The following is a 19972-nucleotide window of genomic DNA, read 5'->3' on the forward strand; positions in this document are numbered from 1 at the left end:
GGGTCAGGCCAGGTCGCGGGCGATGGCGGCGATCCGTTCGAGGGACTCCTGCGGGCTCAGTGCCGCCCGCCGCAGTCCCTCGAACGTCATCAGGTGCGAGGTGACCGACTCCGGATGGTCGAGTACGTCCTCCAGCCCGGTGCTCTCCAGGTAGACCGCGTCGGTCTCCTCCGAGCCGGCGAAACAGACGATCACGAACTGGCCGAGCGGGGTGTAGATGGTGGAGGTGAACGGCAGCACCTGGATCGTGATGTGCTCCACCTCGCCGAGGCGTACCAGGTTGAGCAGTTGTTCGCGGATCACCTCGCGGCCACCGGTCTGCCGGTGCAGGGTGGCCTCGTCCAGCACGACGTCGATGGTGGGCGGGTCGGGTCGGTCGAGCACCTCACGCTGGCGGCGCAACCGTAGCGCCACCGACGCCTGGGCCTCCGCCTCGTCGTTGAAGTTGGGGATCACGGACTGCACCACGGCCTGGGCGAACGCCTCGGTCTGGAGCAGTCCGGGCATGCCGACCGACTGGTAGAAGCAGAGCCGGGACGCCTCCGCCTCAAGCCCGATGTACGCGTAGTACGCCGGCGGCACGCTGTCGCGGTACTGCGACCACCAGGTGCGCTGCCGGGCCACCCGGGCCAGTTCGACCAGCTTCGCGACCTGCGCCGGATCGGTCACCTGGTAGTGCTGCAACAGCGCCTTGACGTCGTTGGTGGAGATGGAGACGTAACCGGACTCGATCCGGATCAGCTTGGACAGCGACCAGTCCATCGCGACGGCCACCTGTTCCTGGGTGAGCCCGGAGGCCTCGCGGGCCCGGCGGATCGCCGAACGGAGCCTGCGTCTGCCCACCGTCGGGCCGAATGCCGTGGTCATCAGAGTCTCTCCGTCAACGGCAGACCGGCGGCGGGGCGAGGGGGCGCCGTGCCGCTGTCGTCAGGAAGCCACCTGGCCATCCGCTACCTGCCGGATGAGCGGGATATCGAGCAGGCTACACCGGCGGTGCAAACGAACACCAGGGTTGCCGCAGCGGCCCGCGACCGGCCGGTAGCCGTCGGTATACCATTAAGGTGAAACACCATAATGTACGCATTTCCGGGCTATCCGCCTCGCTGAGCGACCGGTATCGTCTGCTCGTCGCGGCACCTGCCGTGCAAGGTAGCGGGTGTCAAGGAGGATGCATGTCGCAGCCGGGTCCCGGCACGGGTACGTGGCGGAAGAGCACTCGATGCGAGTCGCAGAAATGCGTCGAGGTTGCCGAGGTCACGGCCGGAATGGCGGTCCGCAACTCCACCGACCCGGACCGGTACGTCGTCTTCCCGGCCTCCGCCTGGCAGGCGTTCGTCGACACCGTCCGGACCCGCGAGCTCGACCCCCGCTGACCGCCCGCCCGGCAACCCGCCGGGGGTGACCACCGGCGCCCGGTCCGGTGCCGGAGGGCGTACCGGGGACGTAGCCCGGCCGGATGGATTCACGTGCGCGTTCACGGTTCACTCAGGGGTCGCAGCCTTCTCCGGCCGGTCCCGCCGTGCGACATTGGATCGAGACGGAACGTCCCGACACCAGGCCGTTGGCGCCCCGCCGATCCGTCTCGCGGATGCTCCCCGCCTGCCCCGGCGGGGGCTTCCGTGTACGTGCGGGAGGGGTGCCCGCAGTCCGACCGGCCCGGGGGTCAGCCGGCGACGGTCTGCGGCTGCGGCTGCTCCTCCCGTACCTGAGCGGCGATCCGGCGCCGCACCACGCGTTCGGCGTAGAACGACACGAACGGGACGGTGCCGGCGAGCATCACCAACAGCATCTGACCGAGCGGCCACTTCGCCCGGCGGGTCACGTCGAACGCGGCCACCAGGTAGATCATGTAAAGGAAGCCGTGTGCCGGGCCGATCGTCTCCACCACCACCGGGGAGTCCCAGCCGTACTTCAGTGGCATTCCCACCACGACCAGCAGGATCAGCACGACACCTACGACGTAGGCGATCACACGGTATCGGGTCAGGGCTGCGCCCACTTCGTTCCGTTCCTTTCTACCGGCCGGGGCCGGGGTAGTCGGCGGGCTTGGCGCCCGGATTCGCGTTCAACCACGCCAGGTAGTGGTTGTACTCGCTCAGTTCGGGATCGCTCTCCCGGTCCGGGACCGACACCGGCAACCGGGCGGAACGGGCCGAGCGGACCGGTCGCCGTACGCCCGGAGTGCCGGCCGGCGGCGGTGCCGGCGCGGTCGGCGCGGCCGGGTCCTCGGGACGCAGGGTGTGCCGGGCCTCGCGGATCCAGAGGAAGACCACGAAACCGGCAAAGATCGGCCACTCGATCGCGTACGCCCAACTGAGCGTGTTACCCGCTGCGGCCCGGCTGATCTGCCACCAGCCGAGCGCCAGGAACCCGGCCACGAGCGCGATGGTGAGCACGTGGCGGGCGATCCACGCCGGTGTCCACAACCGTCTCATGGGTCTAGAGCGTACCGGCGGCCGAGCCGGTTCTCCGACGCGGCGTCGTAGTTCGGTTCCGCCAGCTTCTGGTTTGGGGCCGGTCCGGGGTGGGCATCCGTCCAGTCGCCAACCCAGTCGAGCAACCGGGGGCGATAATGACCGAATCAGCACGCGGTGCCCAGTTCGGGACACCCGGATCCGTCGATGACAGCCCCGAGCAACGGGTCGGGGAGTGGGGCGGCGAGCACCCCGCCACCTCCGGAGCGGTCGCCGCCGACTTCGTCGAGACCGAGGACCTGGGTATCGACCCGGCCGAACTCGGTGACGACGACGTGATCCGGGAACTGCACAGCCTGCACCGGACCCGGCTGGACACGCTCCGGCACGCCGCCGACACGGCGCTCGCCAACCACCTGCGCCGCACCGCCGAACTCGAAACCGAGTACCTCAGCCGCCATCCGGGCCGCGAGGTCGACCCGGCCCGACTCCGGGACGGCGGCTGACGTGGCGGCGCACGCCGAACGGGGCATGTCCGCGCCGCCCGAGGTGGTCTTCAACACCGCCACCGATCCGGAACGGGTGGACGCCTGGCTGCCGGCGCCACTGCGCCGCGACGGCGGCACGCCGACCGGAACCACCGACGCGTTCGGGGCCCACTGGCGGACCAGCGGCTCCCCGACCTGGTCGGCCCGGCTGGAGGTGCGACCGGGCGACGCCGGCGGGGCCAGCGTACGGCTGGAACTGGACGCCGACCCGCAGGACCGGGCACTCGACCGACTCGCCGACGAGTCCCTGGTCAACCTGGCCCGCGAGGTGTCGGACAACCTGACCGCCGGCTGACGCCGCGACCGGCGAACCGGAGACCGGTGGAGGGGAACCACCGCCGCCCCCACCGGCAGCGCACCACCTTGCGTGCCATCAGTGACGCCCACCAGCGGTGGACCGAGGCTGCACCGGGATCGATCGAGGGAGTCGGTAATGACCGTTCGGGACAGGGTGACACGGCTGCGCCGGGCGTACGCGCCCCACGAGCACCGACCGCTCGGCGGTTACCTGGTCGCGCTCGGTGCGTACGCCGGGGTGACCGCCGGGCTCACCGGCATCGTGCGGGTCACCCGTACGCCGGTGCCGGACGCCCCGACGACCAAGGATGTCGTCCTGCTCGCCATCGCCACCCACAAGCTCAGCCGGCTGCTCACCAAGGACGCCATCACCAGCCCGCTGCGCGCCCCGTTCACCAGTTACGACCGGCCGATCGGCCACGGCGAGGTGATGGAGCAGGTACGCGACCAGGGCAGCAGTACCCGGCACGCCCTCGGTGAGTTGCTCAGCTGCCCGTTCTGCCTGGCGGTCTGGGTGGCGACCGGCCTGACCGGCGGCCTGGTCCTCGCCCCCCGACTCACCCGCCTGGTGGCCACCGCCCTCACCGCCGTGGCCGCCTCCGACTTCCTCCAACTCGCCTACGCCACCGCCCAACAATCCGCCGACGGCAACGGCCCCCCACCACCCCCACCCCCCGCTCCCCCCGCTCCCCCCGTTCCCCCCTCTCCCCCCTCTCCCCCCTCCCCACCGCACCCCCCAACGTCGTCGATCTAGGGCAAATACGTGTGATCGAAGATCGAACCACCTGTATCTGCCCTAGATCCACGGATGTGGCAGCGGGCGGGGAGGGAGCGGGCGGGGAGGGAGGGAGGGAGGGGGTGCGTTATTGCTGTTGGGGGGTGGGCCAGTCTTCGGGGGAGTCGGGTTGCTGGGTGGGGTTCTCGGTGGTGGGGAACTGGTCGTCGAACTGCGCCTGATCGTCGTTCTGCTGCTGATCGGGTTGCTGGTCGGGCTGGTCCTGCCGGGGTTGGCCGACGGCGGGCTGGTTCTGTTCGCCCTGCTGGTCGTACTGACTCATCGGGTCTCCTCGGGTGTCCGGGGGCTTTCCGGTCAGGCGGGGGTGCCGCCGAGCAACTCGGCGGCCTCGTCGTCCGCGTACTCGCCCTCCGGCATGGCGCTGATCCGGGTGAGCAACTCGGCCGGCAGTTCGGCGGCGACCGCGCGACGGTGGATCTCCCCCTGGGTGAGTCGTTCCTGGCCGTCGTAGAGGTCGTCGAGCAGGTCGTCGAGGGCGGGGCGGAGCGGATCGTCGGTCACGAAAGCCCAGCTACCCGGCCGGGGGTGGGTCAAACGCGACGTCCCGGAGGCCCGCGCCGGGCGGTCGACGGGCAGTGACATGCCCCACAGCGGTGGGCGGAATCCCGGACGGGGTCGGCTCGTTGTGATGACTGTCGGTGTGACCAGTGTCCCCGGGCCTCACCTAACTGCCCTCGCGGAATACCGTTCGGCTGGAGCCGCGTCGTGCCACTCGCCGAGAGGCGACCTGCACACCGACACCCGCGCCGCCCATGGCTTCAGCCGTGGGCGGCGTATTTTTTGCCGCTGATTCGTACATTCGTCATGGTTTCCACCCGTGCCGCCCACGACACTCGGGGTCGTGGGCGGCCCGTGGGCGGCCTCCCCAGGACGCGGTCGGGCGACGGGTGGACGAGCGGGCCGGCGGGTGGGCGACGGGCGGATCGCTCAGCGGTCGGGCGGTACCGGCACACCGGCGGCCGGGGCGAACCGGCCGTTGCTCAGGCGCAGGACCACCACCGCCCCGGCAACCGAGCGGGTGCCGGGATCGGTTTCGGCGACCGCGCCGGCCGGACAGTCCGAGTCGACCGGATCCGGTTGCACCGCGACCCGGAAACCGGCCGCCCGCAGCCGCTCGGCGGCATCCTTCGCCACCGTGCACTCCAGCCTGGGCAGCGGCTGTTCGGGTAGCCCCATCAGGGTCGCCGAGGCGCGCGGGAAGTCCCGTTTCGGCCTGCCCTCCATCGCGTCGGCCAGGGTCTGCGACACCGCCGGATTCACCACCTCACGTGGCATCTCGCCGGTGCCGTCCGGCCAGTCCGGATCGGCCAGGATGCCGGCGACCGCGAGCGAGGTGGTGGTCATGACGACCGAGGCCGTACGGCGGCCGTCGGTCGTACCGGTCTTGCCGGCCAGTGGGTGCCCGACGAGCTGCCGGGCCTGGCCCGCCGTCGCCTCCCGGCACCGGTCCGCGGTCGACGAGTCCCCGACCGGGCACCGGGCGACGTCGACAGCCGCGTACGCGACCTCGGGCCGCACCGCGCGGGTGCACCGGGGCCGGACCGCGTCGAGCAGACCACCGGCCCGGTCCCGGATCTCCTGCACCGGTGTCGGTACGCAGTACCGGCCCCCGGCGGCCAGGGTGGCGTACGCGTTGGCCAGGTCCAACGGAGTCGTCGCCGACACGCCCAGGGTGAAGGCGCCCCACCGGTCGGCCGACTTCGGGTCGTCGGCCAGGGCCGCGTCCCCCTGTGCCCGGAAACCGATCCCGAGCCGGCGGGCCACGTCCACCACGTTCGCCGCCCCCACCCGTTCGACCAGCGGGACGAAGTACGTGTTGACCGACGCACCGAACGCGCTCCACATGTCGTGCCGGCCGGCCATCTTCTCCTCGTAGTTGACCGGGCAGTACCGCGACGTACCCGGACACGCCGCCGGGCTGTCCCGCTCCACGGCGTACGACGACTCGTAGCGCTTCGGCGCGTCGATCGTGGTCGACAGCGGGAGGCCCCGCTCCAGGGCGGCCACCACCGTGAAGATCTTGAACGTGGAGCCGGCCTGGTACCCGGTCACGTCGGCACCGCCGGTGAGCAGCGGATTGGTCGTACGCGGATAGCTGCCCCGGACCCCGGCCGCCGCCTTCGCCGGATCGGTGGCCGGGCCGTTGGCCGGCTCCGCCGGGTCGTCCGACGCGAAGGTGCGGTTCGCCGCCAGGGCCCGTACCCGCCCGGTGCCGGGCTCGACGGCGGCCAGCATCAGCGCCTGCGTCGCCCCGGTCGGCAGCTCCCGCTCCACGTTGCGGTGTGCCGCCTGCTGGGTCGGGGCGTCCAGGGTGCTGACGATCCGGTACCCGCCGCCCTTCAACCGGCGCTCGCGGTCGTACTCGGTGCCGCCGAACGTCTCCTGACCCAGCCACCACCGGTAGAAGTAGTCACAGAAGAAACCCCAGTGTTGCTGGCCGGTGACCGAGCAACCGTTCGCCGCCACCCGGCCCTGCACCGCCAGCGGCACCGCCCGCGCGGTCGTCGCGTCCGCCTCGCCGATCGCCCCGGTCTCGACCATCTGCCCGATCACCCAGTCGCGCCGGTCGCGGGCCTGCGCCGCGCCCGGCCCGGTCCGGTCCAACGCGTCGTAGAAACTCGGCGACTTCACCAGCCCGGCCAGCATCGCGGCCTCCGGCACGGTCAGCTCCCGGGGCCGCTTGCCGAAGTAGAACCGGGCGGCGGCGGAGATGCCGTAGGTACCGTGGCCGAACGGGGCCAGGTTCAGGTAGCGCTGGAGGATCTCGTCCTTGCTCAGGTGCGCCTCCAGGACCGAGGCCATCCGCATCTCCCGCAGCTTGCGGGCGCCGGTGTCCTCGCTCGCCGCGACCACCACCTGCGGGTCCGACGTCGAGTAGGTGGTGGACATCCGTACCAGTTGCATGGTCAGGGTCGAGGCGCCCTGCCGGCCGCCGACGCTGTTGGCGACCAGCGCCCGCAGGAAACCGCGCAGGTCGACGCCCCGGTGTCGGTAGAAACCGTGGTCCTCGGCCGCCACGATCGCTTCCCGCATCGCCGGGGAGATGTCGGCCAGCGCCACGTCCTGGCGGTTCTCGTCGAAGAAGACGGCCAGCGGGGTCCGGCCGTCGGCGGCGAACACCCGGCTCGCCTGCGGTGCCTGGACCACCCGCAGCTCCACCGGCAGGCTCTCGAACGTCGCCACCCCGGCCCTCGCCACCAGACCGGTGAACGCCAGACCGGGGAACGCCAACGCGGCGACCAGCACCCCGGCAGCCAGACCGGCGACCAGCATCGCCCCGATCCGGATCAGCCGGACCCGCCGGGGTGAACGACCAGGCGCCGCGGCGGACCGGTGGGCGCCGCGCCGACGGAACACGGCGGGGCGGACCGGACCGGGTCCGTGCGGGCGGAACTGTCGGTGCGCGGGCATTCGACACCCCCTTCGGGTACGACCGGCGGCGGCCAGGAGAACCGGCGCGGACGCGTACGACCGGGACCCCGACACCCACCGGCGACCCGGACCCGTCCGCCATCCGGTCCGAGCCCCAGTAGATCTGCCGGGCGGACCGGCGGTGGCCGACGCGGCCAGGATCCCCCGAAGGGGATCGTGTCTCGTGCGGATGGTCCGGCAGTTCGCAAGACCACCTGTGCCGTGACGGGCCCCGGATCGGATAGCGTCGTGCCCATGCCCGAGACCGGTTACCCCTGGCCGATCGAGACCACCCGGCTGGACAACGGCCTGCGTGTGGTCGTCAGCGAGGACCGCAGCGCCCCCGTGGTGGCGGTCAACCTCTGGTACGACGTCGGGTCGCGCCACGAACCCGACGGCCAGACCGGCTTCGCCCACCTCTTCGAGCACCTCATGTTCGAGGGCTCGGTGAACGTGGCCAAGACCGAGCACATGAAGCTGATCCAGGGCTCCGGCGGTTCGCTCAACGCGACCACCAACCCGGACCGGACCAACTACTTCAACACCGTGCCGGCCGAGCACCTGGCGCTGGTGCTGTGGCTGGAGGCCGACCGGATGGGCGGGCTGGTGCCCGCGCTGACCCAGGAGACGCTGGACAACCAGCGCGAGGTGGTGAAGAACGAGCGCCGCCAGCGGTACGAGAACGTCCCGTACGGCGACGCGTGGCTGCGCCTGCTGCCGCTGCTCTACCCGCCGGGGCACCCGTACCACCACTCGACGATCGGGTCGATGGCCGACCTGAACGCCGCCGACCTGGCGACCTTCCAGAACTTCCACACCACCTACTACGCGCCGAACAACGCGGTGCTCACCGTCGTCGGCGACACCTCGGCCGGTGAGGTCTTCGCGCTGGCCGAGCGGTTCTTCGGCGGGCTGAAGCCACGGGCCGACATCCCGCCCGCGCCGGACGGGCTGGTGGTGCCGGCGACCGGCGTACCGGCGACGGAGACGGTGCACGCCGACGTGCCGGCGCCCCGGGTCTACCTGGCGCACCGCACGTACCCATTCGGCACCCCCGAGTACGACGCGGTGACCGTGCTCGGCTACCTGCTCGGCCACGGCCGGGGCAGCCGCCTCTACCAGCGGCTCGCCGACGGGGCCCGGCTCGCCCAGCCGGACAACGTCGGCGCGTACGGGGTCGACCTGGCGCACGCGCCGGCCCCGCTGATCATCACCGCGACCGCCCGCCCCGGTGTCTCCGCCGAGGAGTTGACCGCCGGGCTGACCGAGGTGGTCGACGAACTCGCCGACGGCGGGGTGACCGGGGCCGAACTCGACCGGGCCCGCGCCCTGCTGACCACCGCCTGGTGGCGGTCGCTGGCAACGGTCGACGGCCGGGCCGACACCCTCGGCCGGTACACGCTCCAGTTCGGTGACCCGGCCCGCGCCGCCGACCGGCTGCCGGGCTGGCTCGGTGTCGGTGCCGACCAACTGGCCGAGGTGGCCGCCGAGGTGCTGCGTCCGGCCGACCGGGTGACCCTGACCTACCTGCCGGAGGAGAAGGCATGACGCTCATCGCTGACCGTCCGGAGACCGGCGAGCCGAGGCCGTACCGGTTCCCGAACGTGGTCCGGCGGACGGTGGCCGGCGGTGAGGTGGTCGCCGCCCACCTGCCCGGCCACAACCTGGCCGCCGCCACGCTGCTGCTCGACGCGGGCGCCGGCCGGGAGCCGCTCGGCCGCGAGGGGCTCGGCGGGGTGCTGGCCAAGGCCCTCGAAGAGGGGACCGCGCAGCGGGACTCGTCGGCGTACGCGCTGGCCCTGGAGGGGCTCGGCACCGAGCTGAGCATCGGCAGCGACTGGGACGCCTTCCAGGTCGGGGTCCAGGTGCCGGGCCGCCGGCTGCTCGCCGCGGTGCAACTGATGGCCGAGGCCGTCCGCACGCCCAGGCTCGACCCGGCCGACATCGTCCGGGTACGCGACGACGAGGTCACCGCGCTGCGGATGTACTGGGCCAACCCCGGCCCACGGGCCGACGCCGCGCTGCGGGCCGACCTGTTCGGCGCCGACCAGCGGCACGGCCGCCCGATGGACGGCGACCCGGACTCGGTGGCCGCGATCGGGGTGGACGACGTCAAGGCGTTCCACGCCGACTGGCTGCTCCGGCCCGGCACCCTGCTCGTCGCCGGTGACCTGGACAAACTCGACCTCGACGCGCTCGGCGAGGCGGCTTTCGCCGGGGCGGCCGGGCAACCGGCACCGGTCGATCCCCCGATCGGGGTCGCGGTACGCGACCAGCGGCGGATCATCGTGGTCGACCGGCCCGGTTCGGTGCAGTCGACGTTGCGGCTCGGGCACCCCGGAGCGCACCGCGCGCACCCGGACTACGTGCCGATGACCCTGGTCGGCACCGTGCTCGGCGGGGCGTTCACGTCCCGGCTGAACCACCTGCTGCGCGAGGTGCGCGGCTACACGTACGGCATCCGCTCCGACTTCGGCCTGTCCCGGCGGTTCGGCCGGTTCGTGGTCGCCGGGAACGTACAGACGGCGGTGACCGCGCCGGCCCTGGTGGACGCGATCGGCGAGATCAGCCGTACCGCCGCCGAGGGGGTCACCGAGCCGGAGTTGGCGGTCGCCCGGTCCTGGCGGGCCGGTCAGCTCTCGGTCGAGCTGCAGTCGCCCCGGGCGATCGTCGGCGCCCTCGGCACCCTGGTCGTGTACGGGCTGCCGGACGACTACCACGCGACCCTGCGTACCCGGTTGTTGGCCGCGACCGAGGCGGAGGTTTCCGCGGCGGCCGCGACCCACCTGCACCCGGACGGCCTGACCCTGGTGGTCGAGGGCGACGCGGCGCTGATCCGGGACGAGATCGTGGCGACGGGGCTCGGCGAGGTCGTCGACGCCGGGCGGTAGCCCGACGGTGTGACGTGGTGGAGCCGGTCAGCGGGAACGCTGGCCGGCTTCCTCCGTCCGGTCGCCCGCCCCGACCCGTGCGCCGCCCTGCTCGGGTGCCTCGCGCTGGCGCGGGGTGGTGGCCGGCTCCGGTCCGGTCGGGCCGGTGCCGCCCGGTCCGCCGTCGGTCGCGCCGCCCGGCGCGTCGGGCGAGTCGTTCGTCGCGGTGGGGTCGACCGGTGCGCCGGTCGGTCCGCCGGGACCGGTGGTCGGGCCGACCGGCGGTGCGGTCTGCGGACCGCCGCCCTCCGGGCCGGGCCCGGCCGGGCCGGCCACCCGCGCCCGACGGGCCGCCCACCAGCGTTCACCCGCGCCGACCAGCAGGAACACCCCGACCACGTACGCCCAGCCGACCAGCACGTCGATCACGTAGTGCTCGCCGGTGTAGACCAGGGTGAAGGTCATCGCCAGCGGGTACGTCAGCAGCAGCGGCCACCACCGGCGCTTGACCGACGGCAGGAAGAACAGCACGACGAAGAGCGCGAACGCGGTGTGCAGCGACGGCATCGCGGCCACCGGGTTCGAGGCGAGCTGGAGCACGTTGAGGGTGTTGCCGGCGCCGTGCAGACCGAACTCCTGCCAGCCCCGGTTCGAGATCCGCAGGACCTCGACCGGCAGGAAACCCTCCACCGAGGCCCACCACGGCGGGGCGGCCGGATAGGCGAAGTACGTGATCAGACCGGCCAGGCTCAGCGCGAACCAGCGGCGCATGAACGCGGCCCAGCGCGGGCGCGACTTCAGCCAGAGCACCACCGCCGCCGTCAGCGCGGCGACGAAGTGGGAGAAGTAGACGAAGCTGGCGAGGACGTCGTACCAGCGCACGTCGGGGTGGTAGAGGTGCTGCTGCAACCAGATGGTGGGGATCTGGCCCCCGGTGGCCCAGCCGAACATCCACTCGTCGGCGTGGATCAGCTCGGTGACGTGCGGGTCGAAGTAGTCGTCGGCGAAGCCACGGGAGACGTTGTAGATCGCCAGCAGGATCACCACCGGCAGCCAGTCCCGGGCGAAGACCAGGTGCTGCCGCCACGGCAGGTGGATGCGCCAGGCCACCGTCGCCGCCCAGAGCCAGAAGAAGGCGTAGAGCGGGTCGGTGGGCAACCCGATCAGCAGCCAGCCGGCCACGAAGGCGACGACCCAGGCCGCCATCGCACCGGCCCGCCGCAGACGCAGCTCAGCGGGGGTGCGTTCGGGGGCGGACCCGGCCGGTTGCTTCCTGCTCATGGCGACCCAGGCTAGCCGGCCGGTTCGATCCGGACCGACGGCGGGGCGGAAACTCCCGGATGGGACGACCGGGTCGGGGTGGGAATTTTCCGGGCGCCGGCCAGTATTGTGCGGCGAATGGAATCGCTGACCGCCCGCGGTCGCCTGGTCCGGGTGGTGGTGACCCTGGTCGGCGCCGGCCTGCTGCTGGCCGGGACGCTGGTCGGCTCCGACGACAACTTCCCGTTCGGCCCGTTCCGGATGTACGCCACCACCGACCGGCTCGACGCCCCGGTGGCCGAGGCACTGGTGCTGGCGCGGGACGCGGCAGGGGAGAGCTTCGTGCTGACCGAGCGGGAGACCGGCATCCGCCGGGCGGAGATCGAGGGGCAGCTGAGCCGCTTCACCGCCGACCCGACCCGGTTGAACCTGGTCGTGGACGCCTACCACCGGCGCAACCCGGACCGGCCGCCGCTCGCCTCGGTCTCGATCGTGGTCCGCCGGCACGCGATGGTCGACGGCCGGCCGACCGGGGTCGACACCGACGAGACCGTCGTCAACTGGCAGGTGACCCGGTGAGGCGGGTCGGCGACTGGCTCACCGCGCCGGTGCCGCTGGGCCGGGTGGCGGCGTTCCGTACGGTGGCGTACCTGCTGGTCGCGGCGGACATCGTCTTCTTCACGGGCTGGTTGCGGGGCCGGACCGCCGTCTCCGGCGAGCTGTACGCCCCGCTGCTGGTCGGCCGGATGATGCCGCTGCCGACGCCGAACGCGGCCCTGGTGACCACGCTGTTCTGGGTGCTGCTCGCGGCCACCCTCGCCGCCGCCACCGGGCGGGCGCCCCGGCTGCTCGGCTGGACGGTGCTGGCCCTCTACTTCGAGTGGCTGGTCATCGCGTTCAGCTACGGCAAGGTCGACCACGACCGGTTCGGCATCCTGGTCGCCCTGGCCGTGCTGCCGACCGTCGGCCGGGCCCGGCACGGCGACCTCACGCCCAGCGCCGCTGCCGGGTGGGCGCTGCGGGTGACCCAGCTCGCCGTGATCGCCACCTACTTCCTCGCCGCCTGGGCGAAGCTGCGCTACGGCGGGCTCGACTGGCTCACCGGCGCCACCCTGGCCCGTGCGGTGATCCGGCGCGGCACCTTCGCCAGCGACTGGCTGCTCGACGTGCCCGTACTGCTCGTCGTCGGACAGTTCGGGATCATGGCGTTCGAGCTGACCAGCCCGCTGGTGTTCGTCCTGCGCGGTCGGGCCCGGTACGCCATGATCGGCTTCTTCTACGTCTTCCACGCCGTCACCTGGTCGGCGATCACCATCTCCTTCATGCCGCACCAGGCGGCGATGACCAGCTTCCTGCCCCTGGAACGGGTGCGCCCGGTGCTCTGGGTACGGCGCCGCCTCACCGGCCGTTGGGGCGGCAAGCCCGGCCCGGTTGTCGACCCGCTCGGCGTACCGGTCTCCCCGGCCGGACCCGTGACACCCGTCGCCCCGCCGGGTCTCACCCCGCCGGAACGGGCCGCCGGCGGGAACTGAGTGCCGGTCGGAGCGATCTTCTGGGTAGCCTCACTGACATGAGGATTGGCATTGTGGGCGCCACCGGCCAGGTCGGCGGCGTCATGCGGCAGGTGTTGGCGGACCGGCGGTTCCCGGCGGAGCAGGTGCGGTACTTCGCCTCGGCGCGTTCGGCCGGCCAGGTTCTGCCCTGGGGTGAGACCGAGGTGACCGTCGAGGACGCGGCGACCGCCGACTATCGCGGACTGGACATCGTGCTCTTCTCCGCCGGCAAGGGGACATCGCGCGAGCTCGCCCCACGGGTCGCCGAGGCCGGCGCGGTGGTGATCGACAACTCCTCGGCCTGGCGGATGGACCCCGACGTGCCGCTGGTGGTGGCGGAGGTCAACCCGCAGGCCGCGGCCGTACGCCCGAAGGGCATCATCGCCAACCCGAACTGCACCACGATGGCGGCGATGCCGATCCTGCGCCCGCTACACGAGGAGGCCGGACTGGTCAGCCTCGTCGTCGCCACGTACCAGGCGGTCTCCGGCGCCGGCCTGTCCGGCGTCGCCGAACTCGACGAGCAGGTACGCAAGGTCGCCGAGCAGGCCACCGCCCTGACCTTCGACGGATCGGCGGTGGACTTCCCGACCGCGCGCCAGTTCAGCGCGCCGATCGCGTTCAACGTGCTCCCGCTCGCCGGCTCGATCGTCGACGACGGCTCGGGCGAGACCGACGAGGAGCAGAAGCTGCGCAACGAGAGCCGCAAGATCCTCGGCCTGCCCGAGTTGCTGGTCTCCGGGACCTGCGTCCGGGTGCCGGTGTTCACCGGTCACTCGTTGCAGATCAACGCCCGCTTCGCCCGGCCGATCAGCCCCCGCCGCGCGGTGGAACTGCTCGCCGACGCGCCCGGCGTGGCGCTGGCCGAGGTGCCGACCCCGCTGACGGCCGCCGGGCAGGACCCGACCTACGTGGGGCGGATCCGGGCGGACGAGACCGTCGAGCACGGCCTGGCGCTCTTCTGCTCCAACGACAACCTGCGCAAGGGCGCGGCCCTCAACGCGGTCCAGATCGCCGAACTGCTGGCCGACGTCGGTTCGGCGGGCTGAGCACCGTACGTCGACGGGTCGCCGGTCAGCGTCGCCCGGCGACCGGCCCGGCACAGTCAGTGGAGGACGACATGGCGGACGACGGTTTCGACGAGGCGCTGCTCGACCTGCTGGGCAGCCGACCGTACGGGGTGCTGGCGACCATCAGACGGGACGGTCGACCCCAGCTCTCGAACGTGCTCTACCACCTGGACCGGGAGCGGAACCTGATCCGGGTCTCGGTCACCGACGGTCGGGCCAAGACCGCCAACCTTCGGCGGGACCCCAGAGCCAGCCTGCACGCCACCTCGCCCGACGGCTGGGCGTACGCGGTCGCCGAGTGTGCCGTCGAGCTGACCCCGGTCGCCGCCGACCCGCACGACGACACTGTCGGAGAACTGGTCGACCTCTACCGGTCCATCGGGGGCGAACACCCGGACTGGGACGACTACCGGCGGGCGATGGTGGCCGACCGGCGACTGGTGCTGCGGCTGAGCATCGGGCGCCTCTACGGGATCGCGCCCCGGAACTGAACCGGCGTCGGGCCCGCCCGGAATATCGTTGGATTGCTCACTTACCGCCGGCCACAGTGGTGGAAATGCTCTCCTGCGGTCGATTCGAGATTCGGGCATGATCCCGCCCCTACCATCAGGCAATGGTGCATCTCGATGCGATCCGATCCGCCGCCCGGTCACTCACTCCGAAGTGGACAGAACAGATCGGCGAACTTGTCTCGTGTGAATCACCTCCCGGTGCGCTGCCCCAACTGAACACCTGTGCCGACCTGCTCGCGCAGTGGGGCGAAGCGGTCCTCGGCCGTCCCGCCCAGCGGGTGCTCCGGGACGGACTACCCCACCTGCTCTGGCCGGCGCAGCGGCAGAAGGTGCTGCTGCTCGGACACTTCGACACGGTGTGGCCGGCGGACACCATCGGGACGTGGCCGTACCGGGTGCGGGACGGGATCGCCACCGGTCCCGGCGTCTGCGACATGAAGGGCGGCATCGTCCAGCTCTTCGCGGCGCTCTCCCTGGTCACCGATCCCTCCACGGTCGGGGTGCTGCTCACCTGCGACGAGGAGACCGGCTCGACCACCTCCCGGCCGCTGATCGAGGAACAGGCCCGCCGCTCGGGGGTGGTGCTGGTCTGCGAGCCGTCCACCGAGGACGGGTCGCTCAAGGTGGCCCGCAAGGGCGGATCGGCCTACCGGGTCGAGGTACGCGGCCGGGCCGCACACGCCGGAGTGGAGCCGTTCCGGGGCATCAACGCCACGGTCGAACTGGCCCACCAGGTGCTGGCCGTGCAGGCGCTGGCCTCCGTACCGGACGGTACGACCGTGACACCGACCATGGCCAGCGCCGGGACCACGTCGAACACGGTGCCCGAGGCGGCGAGCTTCTGCGTCGACGTACGCTCCTGGAGCCGGGCCGAACTGCACCGGGTGGACCGGATGATGCACCGCCTCCAGCCCCGGCTGGCCGAGGCCGGGCTGACCCTGCGCGGCGGGCTCAACCGGTACCCGATGACCCAGGCGGTGGCGCTGCCGCTGCTCGCGATGGCCCGCTCCGCCGCCGTCGAGATCGGCCTCGAACCACCGGTCGGGGTCTCCGCCCCCGGCGCCTCGGACGGGAACTTCACCGCCGCACTCGGTGTGCCCACCCTGGACGGGCTCGGCGCGGTCGGCGGTTTCCCGCACGGCCGGGGCGAGTACATGGACCTGCGGCGGGTGCCGGAGCGGGTGGCGTTGCTGACCGCGCTGGTCGAACGACTGCTGGCCGGCCCGCTGCCGCCGCACCTCCCGCCGGCCGCGCTCGACGGACCCGCCGGGACCGACGTCCCGATCCCGGTCGACGTGCCGGCCGGCCACCCCGGCTGAGCCGCACCGGCGGTCGCGCCGACGTCGTTCCCACCCGCCCGCGTCCCACCCACCCGTCGGCAGTTCCGTTCGGCGACACCCCGGCGCCGGTAGCCCGGAGTCCGGTCCGGCTGCCTAGGATCGGAGCACCACTGCTGTCCGCCGCTTCCGGGTCCGGCGGACCGGGCCGACGCCGTACGTGACGGACGTTGACCGGCTCGCCGAGCGCACACCCGGCGAAGGTGGGCGCGGGCAATGACCGGCACAGCCGAGATCGCGGCGGAACTTCCCGCCGGCACCCTCGTCGGCCCCCGGTTCGGGGTCGAGGAGGAGTTCCTGGTCGTCGATCCGGAGACCAGGGAAGCGGTACCGCAGGCCGAGGCGGTGCTGCGACGGGCGCGACCGGAACTCGGCGAACGCGTCGGCGGCGAGATCACGACGTTGCAGGTCGAGACCAAGACCACGCCCTGTCACGGGGTGGCCGAACTGCACCGGGAGCTGGTGCAGGGCCGGGCCGTGATCGGGGCCGCCGCCGCGGCCGAGGGACTGCGGGTGGTGGCGAGCGGCAGCGCGGTGCTGGGTGACGTCGTGCCACCACCGATCGTCTCCGGCGAGCGCCCCGCGCGGGGTACGGCGACCTTCCGGGGCCTGCACGACGAGGTGGCGATCTGCTCGGTGCACGTGCACGTCGAGATGCCGGACCGGGACCGGGCGGCGCTGGTCAGCAACCACCTGCGGCCGTACCTGCCGGTGCTGATCGGGTTGACCGCGAACTCGCCCTACTGGGCGGGGCGCGACACCGGGTACGCGAGCTGGCGCACCATCGCCTGGCACCGCTGGCCGGTGGCCGGGCCGCCGCCGTACTTCACCTCGGCCGACCACTACGACCGGACGGTCGACACCCTGCTCGACGCCGGGGCCCTGGTCGACCTGGGCACCCTGTTCTGGGACATCCGGATCTCGGCACACCTGCCCACCCTGGAGATCCGGGTCGCCGACGTACCCATCACCGCCGAGGAGTCGGCGCTGTTCGCCGCCCTGGTCCGGGCGCTGGTCGTACGCGTCGGGGTGGAGGTCGACCGGGGCGAGCCCGGCCCCGTCGTCGCGCCCGAACTGCTTCGGGTGGCCTACTGGCGGGCCGCCCGCGACGGGCTCGCCGGACACGGCGTCGACCCGCTCACCGGCGACCTGCGGCCGGCGGTCGACCTCGTCGACCGGCTCTTCCGGTACGTCGCCCCGGTGCTGGAACGCAACGGCGACCTCGCGCCGGTCAGCTCGTGGCTGGACCGGTTGCTCGGCTCGGCGGCCGACGGTGCGGTGCGGCAGCGGCGGGCGGCGGCCCGGCGCGACCGGCTCACCGACGTGGTGGACGACCTCGTCGCGCAGACCGTGCCGGAGCTGGTCCGGGTCGATTGAGCACGCTCGCGGTTGGGCGGCGCGCCCGCTCCGGTCCACCCTGGGAGTACGGGGCTGACACCCGGGGAGGCGTGGATGGATACCGCCCAGCAAACCACCAGACCGGTCGAATCGATCCGGCGACCAGCTGCCGAAATGGTGCACACCGCACGGGCGTACGCGGAGCGGATGGGCGCCCGTCGGTCGGTACGCGACTTCTCGTCCGAACCGGTGCCGCCGGAGGTGATCGAGGCGGCGATCTCGGCCGCGGCGAGCGCGCCGAGCGGGGCGAACGTGCAGCCGTGGCGGTTCGTGGTGCTCACCGACCCGGAGCGCAAGCGGCTGTTGCGGGAACGCGCCGAGGCCGAGGAGCGGGAGTTCTACGACCGCCGGGCCGGCGACGAGTGGCTGACCGCGCTGGCCCCGATCGGCACCGACTGGCACAAGCCGTTCCTTGAGGTGGCGCCGGTGGTGATCGTGGTGTTCGAGGTGCACCGGGGCGGGGAGAACCCCAAGCCGTACTACGTGAAGGAGTCGGTCGGCATCGCGGTGGGGATGCTGATCAGCGCCCTGCACCTGGCCGGGCTGGCGACGCTGACCCACACCCCCAGCCCGATGCGGTTCCTCAACGAGGTCTGCGACCGGCCGGCGTACGAGCGGCCGTACCTGGTGCTGCCGGTGGGTTATCCGGCCGACGACGCGCGGGTGCCGGAGCTGACCCGCAAGCCGTTGGCCGAGGTGATGATCGAACGCTGAGCCGGCGAGCCGGCCGCCAGGTCGGCCCGCCGGAGCTGGGTCAGGCCGTTGGCGGCTGCGCCGGTACGCCGGCCCGGCCGAGTTCGTCCTGGAAGAACGCGTGCAGCGGAGCGATGTGCCGGTCCTGGCGGGTCCACTCGGCCAGCAGGTCCTCCAGCAGATGCCGCTCGGCGACCAACTCGCCGTCGCGGTAGTGCCGGACCACCGGGTGGATGAAGGCGCTCTCCGCCGCCCGGTCCGGCGTCGGGTGGCGTTCGATCGCGAACACGTCCGAGTAGTCGTCCCGGCCCCAGCGCAGGGTGACGGTGTAGCACTCGCCGAACCGCTCCACCGCGTAGTCCTCGGGCAGGTCCTGGTAGTACCGGAACTCGCCGGTCTGCTCGTCGGGCACCAGCGCGTCGCAGAGGTACTCGAACTGGGTCCAGAGGGCCGAACTCCAGTTCAGCCGCTCCAGCACCAGCGAGGTCAGCTCCTTGGGCTCGGCCGGCAGCACGTCGTACGGCAGCGGCTCCTCGCCGTACGCCTCGCGGAGCAGCCGGGTGAGCGTACGCAGGTTGTAGCGGAACCCGTCGATGAAGGCCGACGAGGCGCGTTTGAAGTCGCGGGCCTGGGCGATGGTGCCGGCGAAGTAGAGCCCCGGCACGTTGGTCGACTGCCAGTCCGGGCCGGTCGCCGGCATCCGCCCGTTCGGGGCCAGTTGGGGGCGGCAGTTCGGGGCGAACACCGAGGTGTCCATCACGAACCCGGTGCAGCGGATCACCGAGTCGTACTCCAGCAACTCCCGTTCGCCGTCGGCGTGGGTGTAGCTGATCTCGACCTCGTACGCGTCGCCCGCCGGGCGGATCACGTCGACGACGCAGTCGAGCACCGCGTGCAGCGTCTTGAACTGGTAGCTGTCCAGCATCGCGCCGTAGTGGGTCCGTACGTTGCCGGGGTGTTTGGTGTTCCAGGCCAGCTGGAGCGTTCGGGGGCTGGCCACGTGCACCATGGAGGCGTGGCCGAGGATCGCCGACGCCGTCTCGAACGCCGAGTTGCCCTTGCCGATGATGAGCACCCGGTGGTCGGTGAAGGCCGTCGGGTCGGTGTCGACCGTCTCGTAGCCGATGGCGTGCTCGATCCCGTCGATCTGCGGTACGTAGGGCGTCGCCCAACCGGTGGCGACGATGACGCAGCGGGCGCGGATCAGCGCTCGACCGGTACGGACCAGGAAACCGCCACCGTCGGCGTCGTCGATCCGTTCGATGCGTTCGACGGCCTCGTCGAACCGGATCCCGAGTTGGTGTTCCCGCTGGAAGTCGTCGAGATAGCGGACCAGGTCGTCGGCGTGCGGAAAATAGTCGCTGCTGTAGTGCGGGAAGTGCAGATCGGGGCGGTGGTTGAGCAGTGAGTTCCAGTCCCAGCGGAGCCGGATCTCGGGGTCGTTGCTGTGGGTGTGCACCTTGTTGAGGGAGATCAACCGACGGTGCCGGGGGTAGTGCCGGAAGAAGGTCGCCGGCTCCGCCTCGCGTTCCAGCGTGACGTAGTCCGCGCCGGCCTGTTGCAGGTAGTAGCTCAGTTGTATCCCGGCCGGGCCACCTCCGACGATGACGTACTGGTGCTGTTCCGGCTCTGTCGTGGAGTCCCCGCCGGTTGGCCGGTGCTCGTGACGCTGCTCGCTGGTCCGGTTCTCGGGCACGCCGTTACCTCCAGGTTGCTTACCGCTAGAGATCGACCATGGAGGATGCGGCCGGGCCTGTCAACGGGAGTTCGGAAGTGCCCGTTCCTACCTAAAAGGCAATAACAAGGGGTCCTT

The 19972-nt window shown here is 72.1% G+C and carries 20 protein-coding genes and 1 pseudogene; 13 read left to right on the forward strand and 8 right to left on the reverse strand.

Features of this window, described 5'->3' with window-relative positions:
- Positions 1 to 3 precede the first annotated feature (3 nt).
- On the reverse strand, positions 4 to 867 hold the full coding sequence (locus ACZ6QQ_RS18945) for a helix-turn-helix domain-containing protein (protein ID WP_465877716.1): 864 nt from the start codon (positions 865 to 867) through the stop codon (positions 4 to 6).
- A 305-nt stretch (positions 868 to 1172) separates the two neighbouring features.
- Here ACZ6QQ_RS18945 and ACZ6QQ_RS18950 point away from each other — a divergent pair, with 305 nt between their 5' ends.
- Positions 1173 to 1373: a DUF397 domain-containing protein gene (locus ACZ6QQ_RS18950; protein ID WP_465877717.1), complete on the forward strand. Its 201-nt coding sequence runs from the start codon at positions 1173 to 1175 to the stop codon at positions 1371 to 1373.
- Positions 1374 to 1663: 290 nt separating this feature from the next.
- Here the strand turns inward: ACZ6QQ_RS18950 and ACZ6QQ_RS18955 are convergent, their stop codons facing one another.
- The gene (locus ACZ6QQ_RS18955; protein ID WP_465877718.1) at positions 1664 to 1999 is read right to left on the reverse strand and encodes a DUF3817 domain-containing protein; all 336 of its coding nucleotides are present in this window, start codon (positions 1997 to 1999) and stop codon (positions 1664 to 1666) included.
- A gap of 16 nt (positions 2000 to 2015) precedes the next feature.
- On the reverse strand, positions 2016 to 2435 hold the full coding sequence (locus tag ACZ6QQ_RS18960) for a hypothetical protein (RefSeq protein WP_465877719.1): 420 nt from the start codon (positions 2433 to 2435) through the stop codon (positions 2016 to 2018).
- Positions 2436 to 2569: 134 nt separating this feature from the next.
- Here ACZ6QQ_RS18960 and ACZ6QQ_RS18965 point away from each other — a divergent pair, with 134 nt between their 5' ends.
- The 3 genes and pseudogenes from ACZ6QQ_RS18965 to ACZ6QQ_RS18975 form a co-directional block, all read left to right on the forward strand.
- The gene (locus ACZ6QQ_RS18965; protein WP_465877967.1) at positions 2570 to 2920 is read left to right on the forward strand and encodes a DUF6158 family protein; all 351 of its coding nucleotides are present in this window, start codon (positions 2570 to 2572) and stop codon (positions 2918 to 2920) included.
- Positions 2921 to 2945: 25 nt separating this feature from the next.
- Positions 2946 to 3257: a hypothetical protein gene (locus ACZ6QQ_RS18970; RefSeq protein ID WP_465877968.1), complete on the forward strand. Its 312-nt coding sequence runs from the start codon at positions 2946 to 2948 to the stop codon at positions 3255 to 3257.
- 138 nt (positions 3258 to 3395) lie between these two features.
- Positions 3396 to 3908 (forward strand): annotated as a pseudogene (locus tag ACZ6QQ_RS18975) (DUF1360 domain-containing protein); the annotation flags it as partial.
- A 214-nt stretch (positions 3909 to 4122) separates the two neighbouring features.
- Here the strand turns inward: ACZ6QQ_RS18975 and ACZ6QQ_RS18980 are convergent.
- The 3 genes from ACZ6QQ_RS18980 to ACZ6QQ_RS18990 form a co-directional block, all read right to left on the reverse strand.
- The gene (locus ACZ6QQ_RS18980) at positions 4123 to 4317 is read right to left on the reverse strand and encodes a hypothetical protein (RefSeq protein WP_465877720.1); all 195 of its coding nucleotides are present in this window, start codon (positions 4315 to 4317) and stop codon (positions 4123 to 4125) included.
- A gap of 32 nt (positions 4318 to 4349) precedes the next feature.
- Positions 4350 to 4556: a hypothetical protein gene (locus ACZ6QQ_RS18985; RefSeq protein ID WP_465877721.1), complete on the reverse strand. Its 207-nt coding sequence runs from the start codon at positions 4554 to 4556 to the stop codon at positions 4350 to 4352.
- Positions 4557 to 4982: 426 nt separating this feature from the next.
- Complete coding sequence (locus ACZ6QQ_RS18990) at positions 4983 to 7466, reverse strand: penicillin-binding protein (protein WP_465877722.1); 2484 nt, start codon at positions 7464 to 7466, stop codon at positions 4983 to 4985.
- A 255-nt stretch (positions 7467 to 7721) separates the two neighbouring features.
- On the opposite strand from ACZ6QQ_RS18990, the gene ACZ6QQ_RS18995 reads away from it, so the two are divergent.
- Entirely contained in the window at positions 7722 to 9014 is a 1293-nt protein-coding gene (locus ACZ6QQ_RS18995) for a M16 family metallopeptidase (protein ID WP_465877723.1), read from the forward strand.
- Entirely contained in the window at positions 9011 to 10357 is a 1347-nt protein-coding gene (locus tag ACZ6QQ_RS19000) for a M16 family metallopeptidase (protein ID WP_465877725.1), read from the forward strand. The genes ACZ6QQ_RS18995 and ACZ6QQ_RS19000 overlap by 4 nt, the downstream gene beginning before the upstream one ends.
- Before the next feature lie 27 nt (positions 10358 to 10384).
- Here the strand turns inward: ACZ6QQ_RS19000 and ACZ6QQ_RS19005 are convergent, their stop codons facing one another.
- Positions 10385 to 11542 (reverse strand): phosphatase PAP2 family protein, encoded by a 1158-nt coding sequence (locus tag ACZ6QQ_RS19005; RefSeq protein ID WP_465877970.1) that lies wholly within the window; start codon positions 11540 to 11542, stop codon positions 10385 to 10387.
- Between the two features lie 192 nt (positions 11543 to 11734).
- On the opposite strand from ACZ6QQ_RS19005, the gene ACZ6QQ_RS19010 reads away from it, so the two are divergent.
- The 7 genes from ACZ6QQ_RS19010 to ACZ6QQ_RS19040 all read left to right on the forward strand — a co-directional run bounded on the left by ACZ6QQ_RS19010 (position 11735) and on the right by ACZ6QQ_RS19040 (position 18180).
- Positions 11735 to 12175, forward strand: coding sequence for a hypothetical protein (locus ACZ6QQ_RS19010; protein ID WP_465877726.1), 441 nt, complete (start codon positions 11735 to 11737; stop codon positions 12173 to 12175).
- The gene (locus tag ACZ6QQ_RS19015; protein WP_465877727.1) at positions 12172 to 13128 is read left to right on the forward strand and encodes an MFS transporter permease; all 957 of its coding nucleotides are present in this window, start codon (positions 12172 to 12174) and stop codon (positions 13126 to 13128) included. The genes ACZ6QQ_RS19010 and ACZ6QQ_RS19015 overlap by 4 nt, the downstream gene beginning before the upstream one ends.
- Before the next feature lie 38 nt (positions 13129 to 13166).
- Positions 13167 to 14198 (forward strand): aspartate-semialdehyde dehydrogenase, encoded by a 1032-nt coding sequence (locus ACZ6QQ_RS19020; RefSeq protein WP_465877729.1) that lies wholly within the window; start codon positions 13167 to 13169, stop codon positions 14196 to 14198.
- Between the two features lie 71 nt (positions 14199 to 14269).
- Positions 14270 to 14710, forward strand: coding sequence for a PPOX class F420-dependent oxidoreductase (locus ACZ6QQ_RS19025; RefSeq protein WP_465877730.1), 441 nt, complete (start codon positions 14270 to 14272; stop codon positions 14708 to 14710).
- Between the two features lie 122 nt (positions 14711 to 14832).
- Positions 14833 to 16050, forward strand: coding sequence for a M20 family metallopeptidase (locus tag ACZ6QQ_RS19030; protein ID WP_465877731.1), 1218 nt, complete (start codon positions 14833 to 14835; stop codon positions 16048 to 16050).
- Positions 16051 to 16284: 234 nt separating this feature from the next.
- The gene (locus ACZ6QQ_RS19035) at positions 16285 to 17445 is read left to right on the forward strand and encodes a carboxylate-amine ligase (RefSeq protein WP_465877732.1); all 1161 of its coding nucleotides are present in this window, start codon (positions 16285 to 16287) and stop codon (positions 17443 to 17445) included.
- 135 nt (positions 17446 to 17580) lie between these two features.
- A complete protein-coding gene (locus ACZ6QQ_RS19040) occupies positions 17581 to 18180 on the forward strand; it encodes a nitroreductase family protein (RefSeq protein WP_465877734.1) in 600 nt (199 codons plus the stop codon).
- 40 nt (positions 18181 to 18220) lie between these two features.
- Here ACZ6QQ_RS19040 and ACZ6QQ_RS19045 read toward each other — a convergent pair whose 3' ends face one another.
- Positions 18221 to 19855 carry an NAD(P)-binding domain-containing protein gene (locus tag ACZ6QQ_RS19045; protein WP_465877735.1) on the reverse strand — a complete coding sequence of 545 codons (1635 nt, stop codon included), beginning with the start codon at positions 19853 to 19855 and terminating at the stop codon, positions 18221 to 18223.
- Between the last annotated feature and the right edge of the window lie 117 nt (positions 19856 to 19972).

The organism is Micromonospora sp. NPDC049529 (assembly GCF_055586685.1).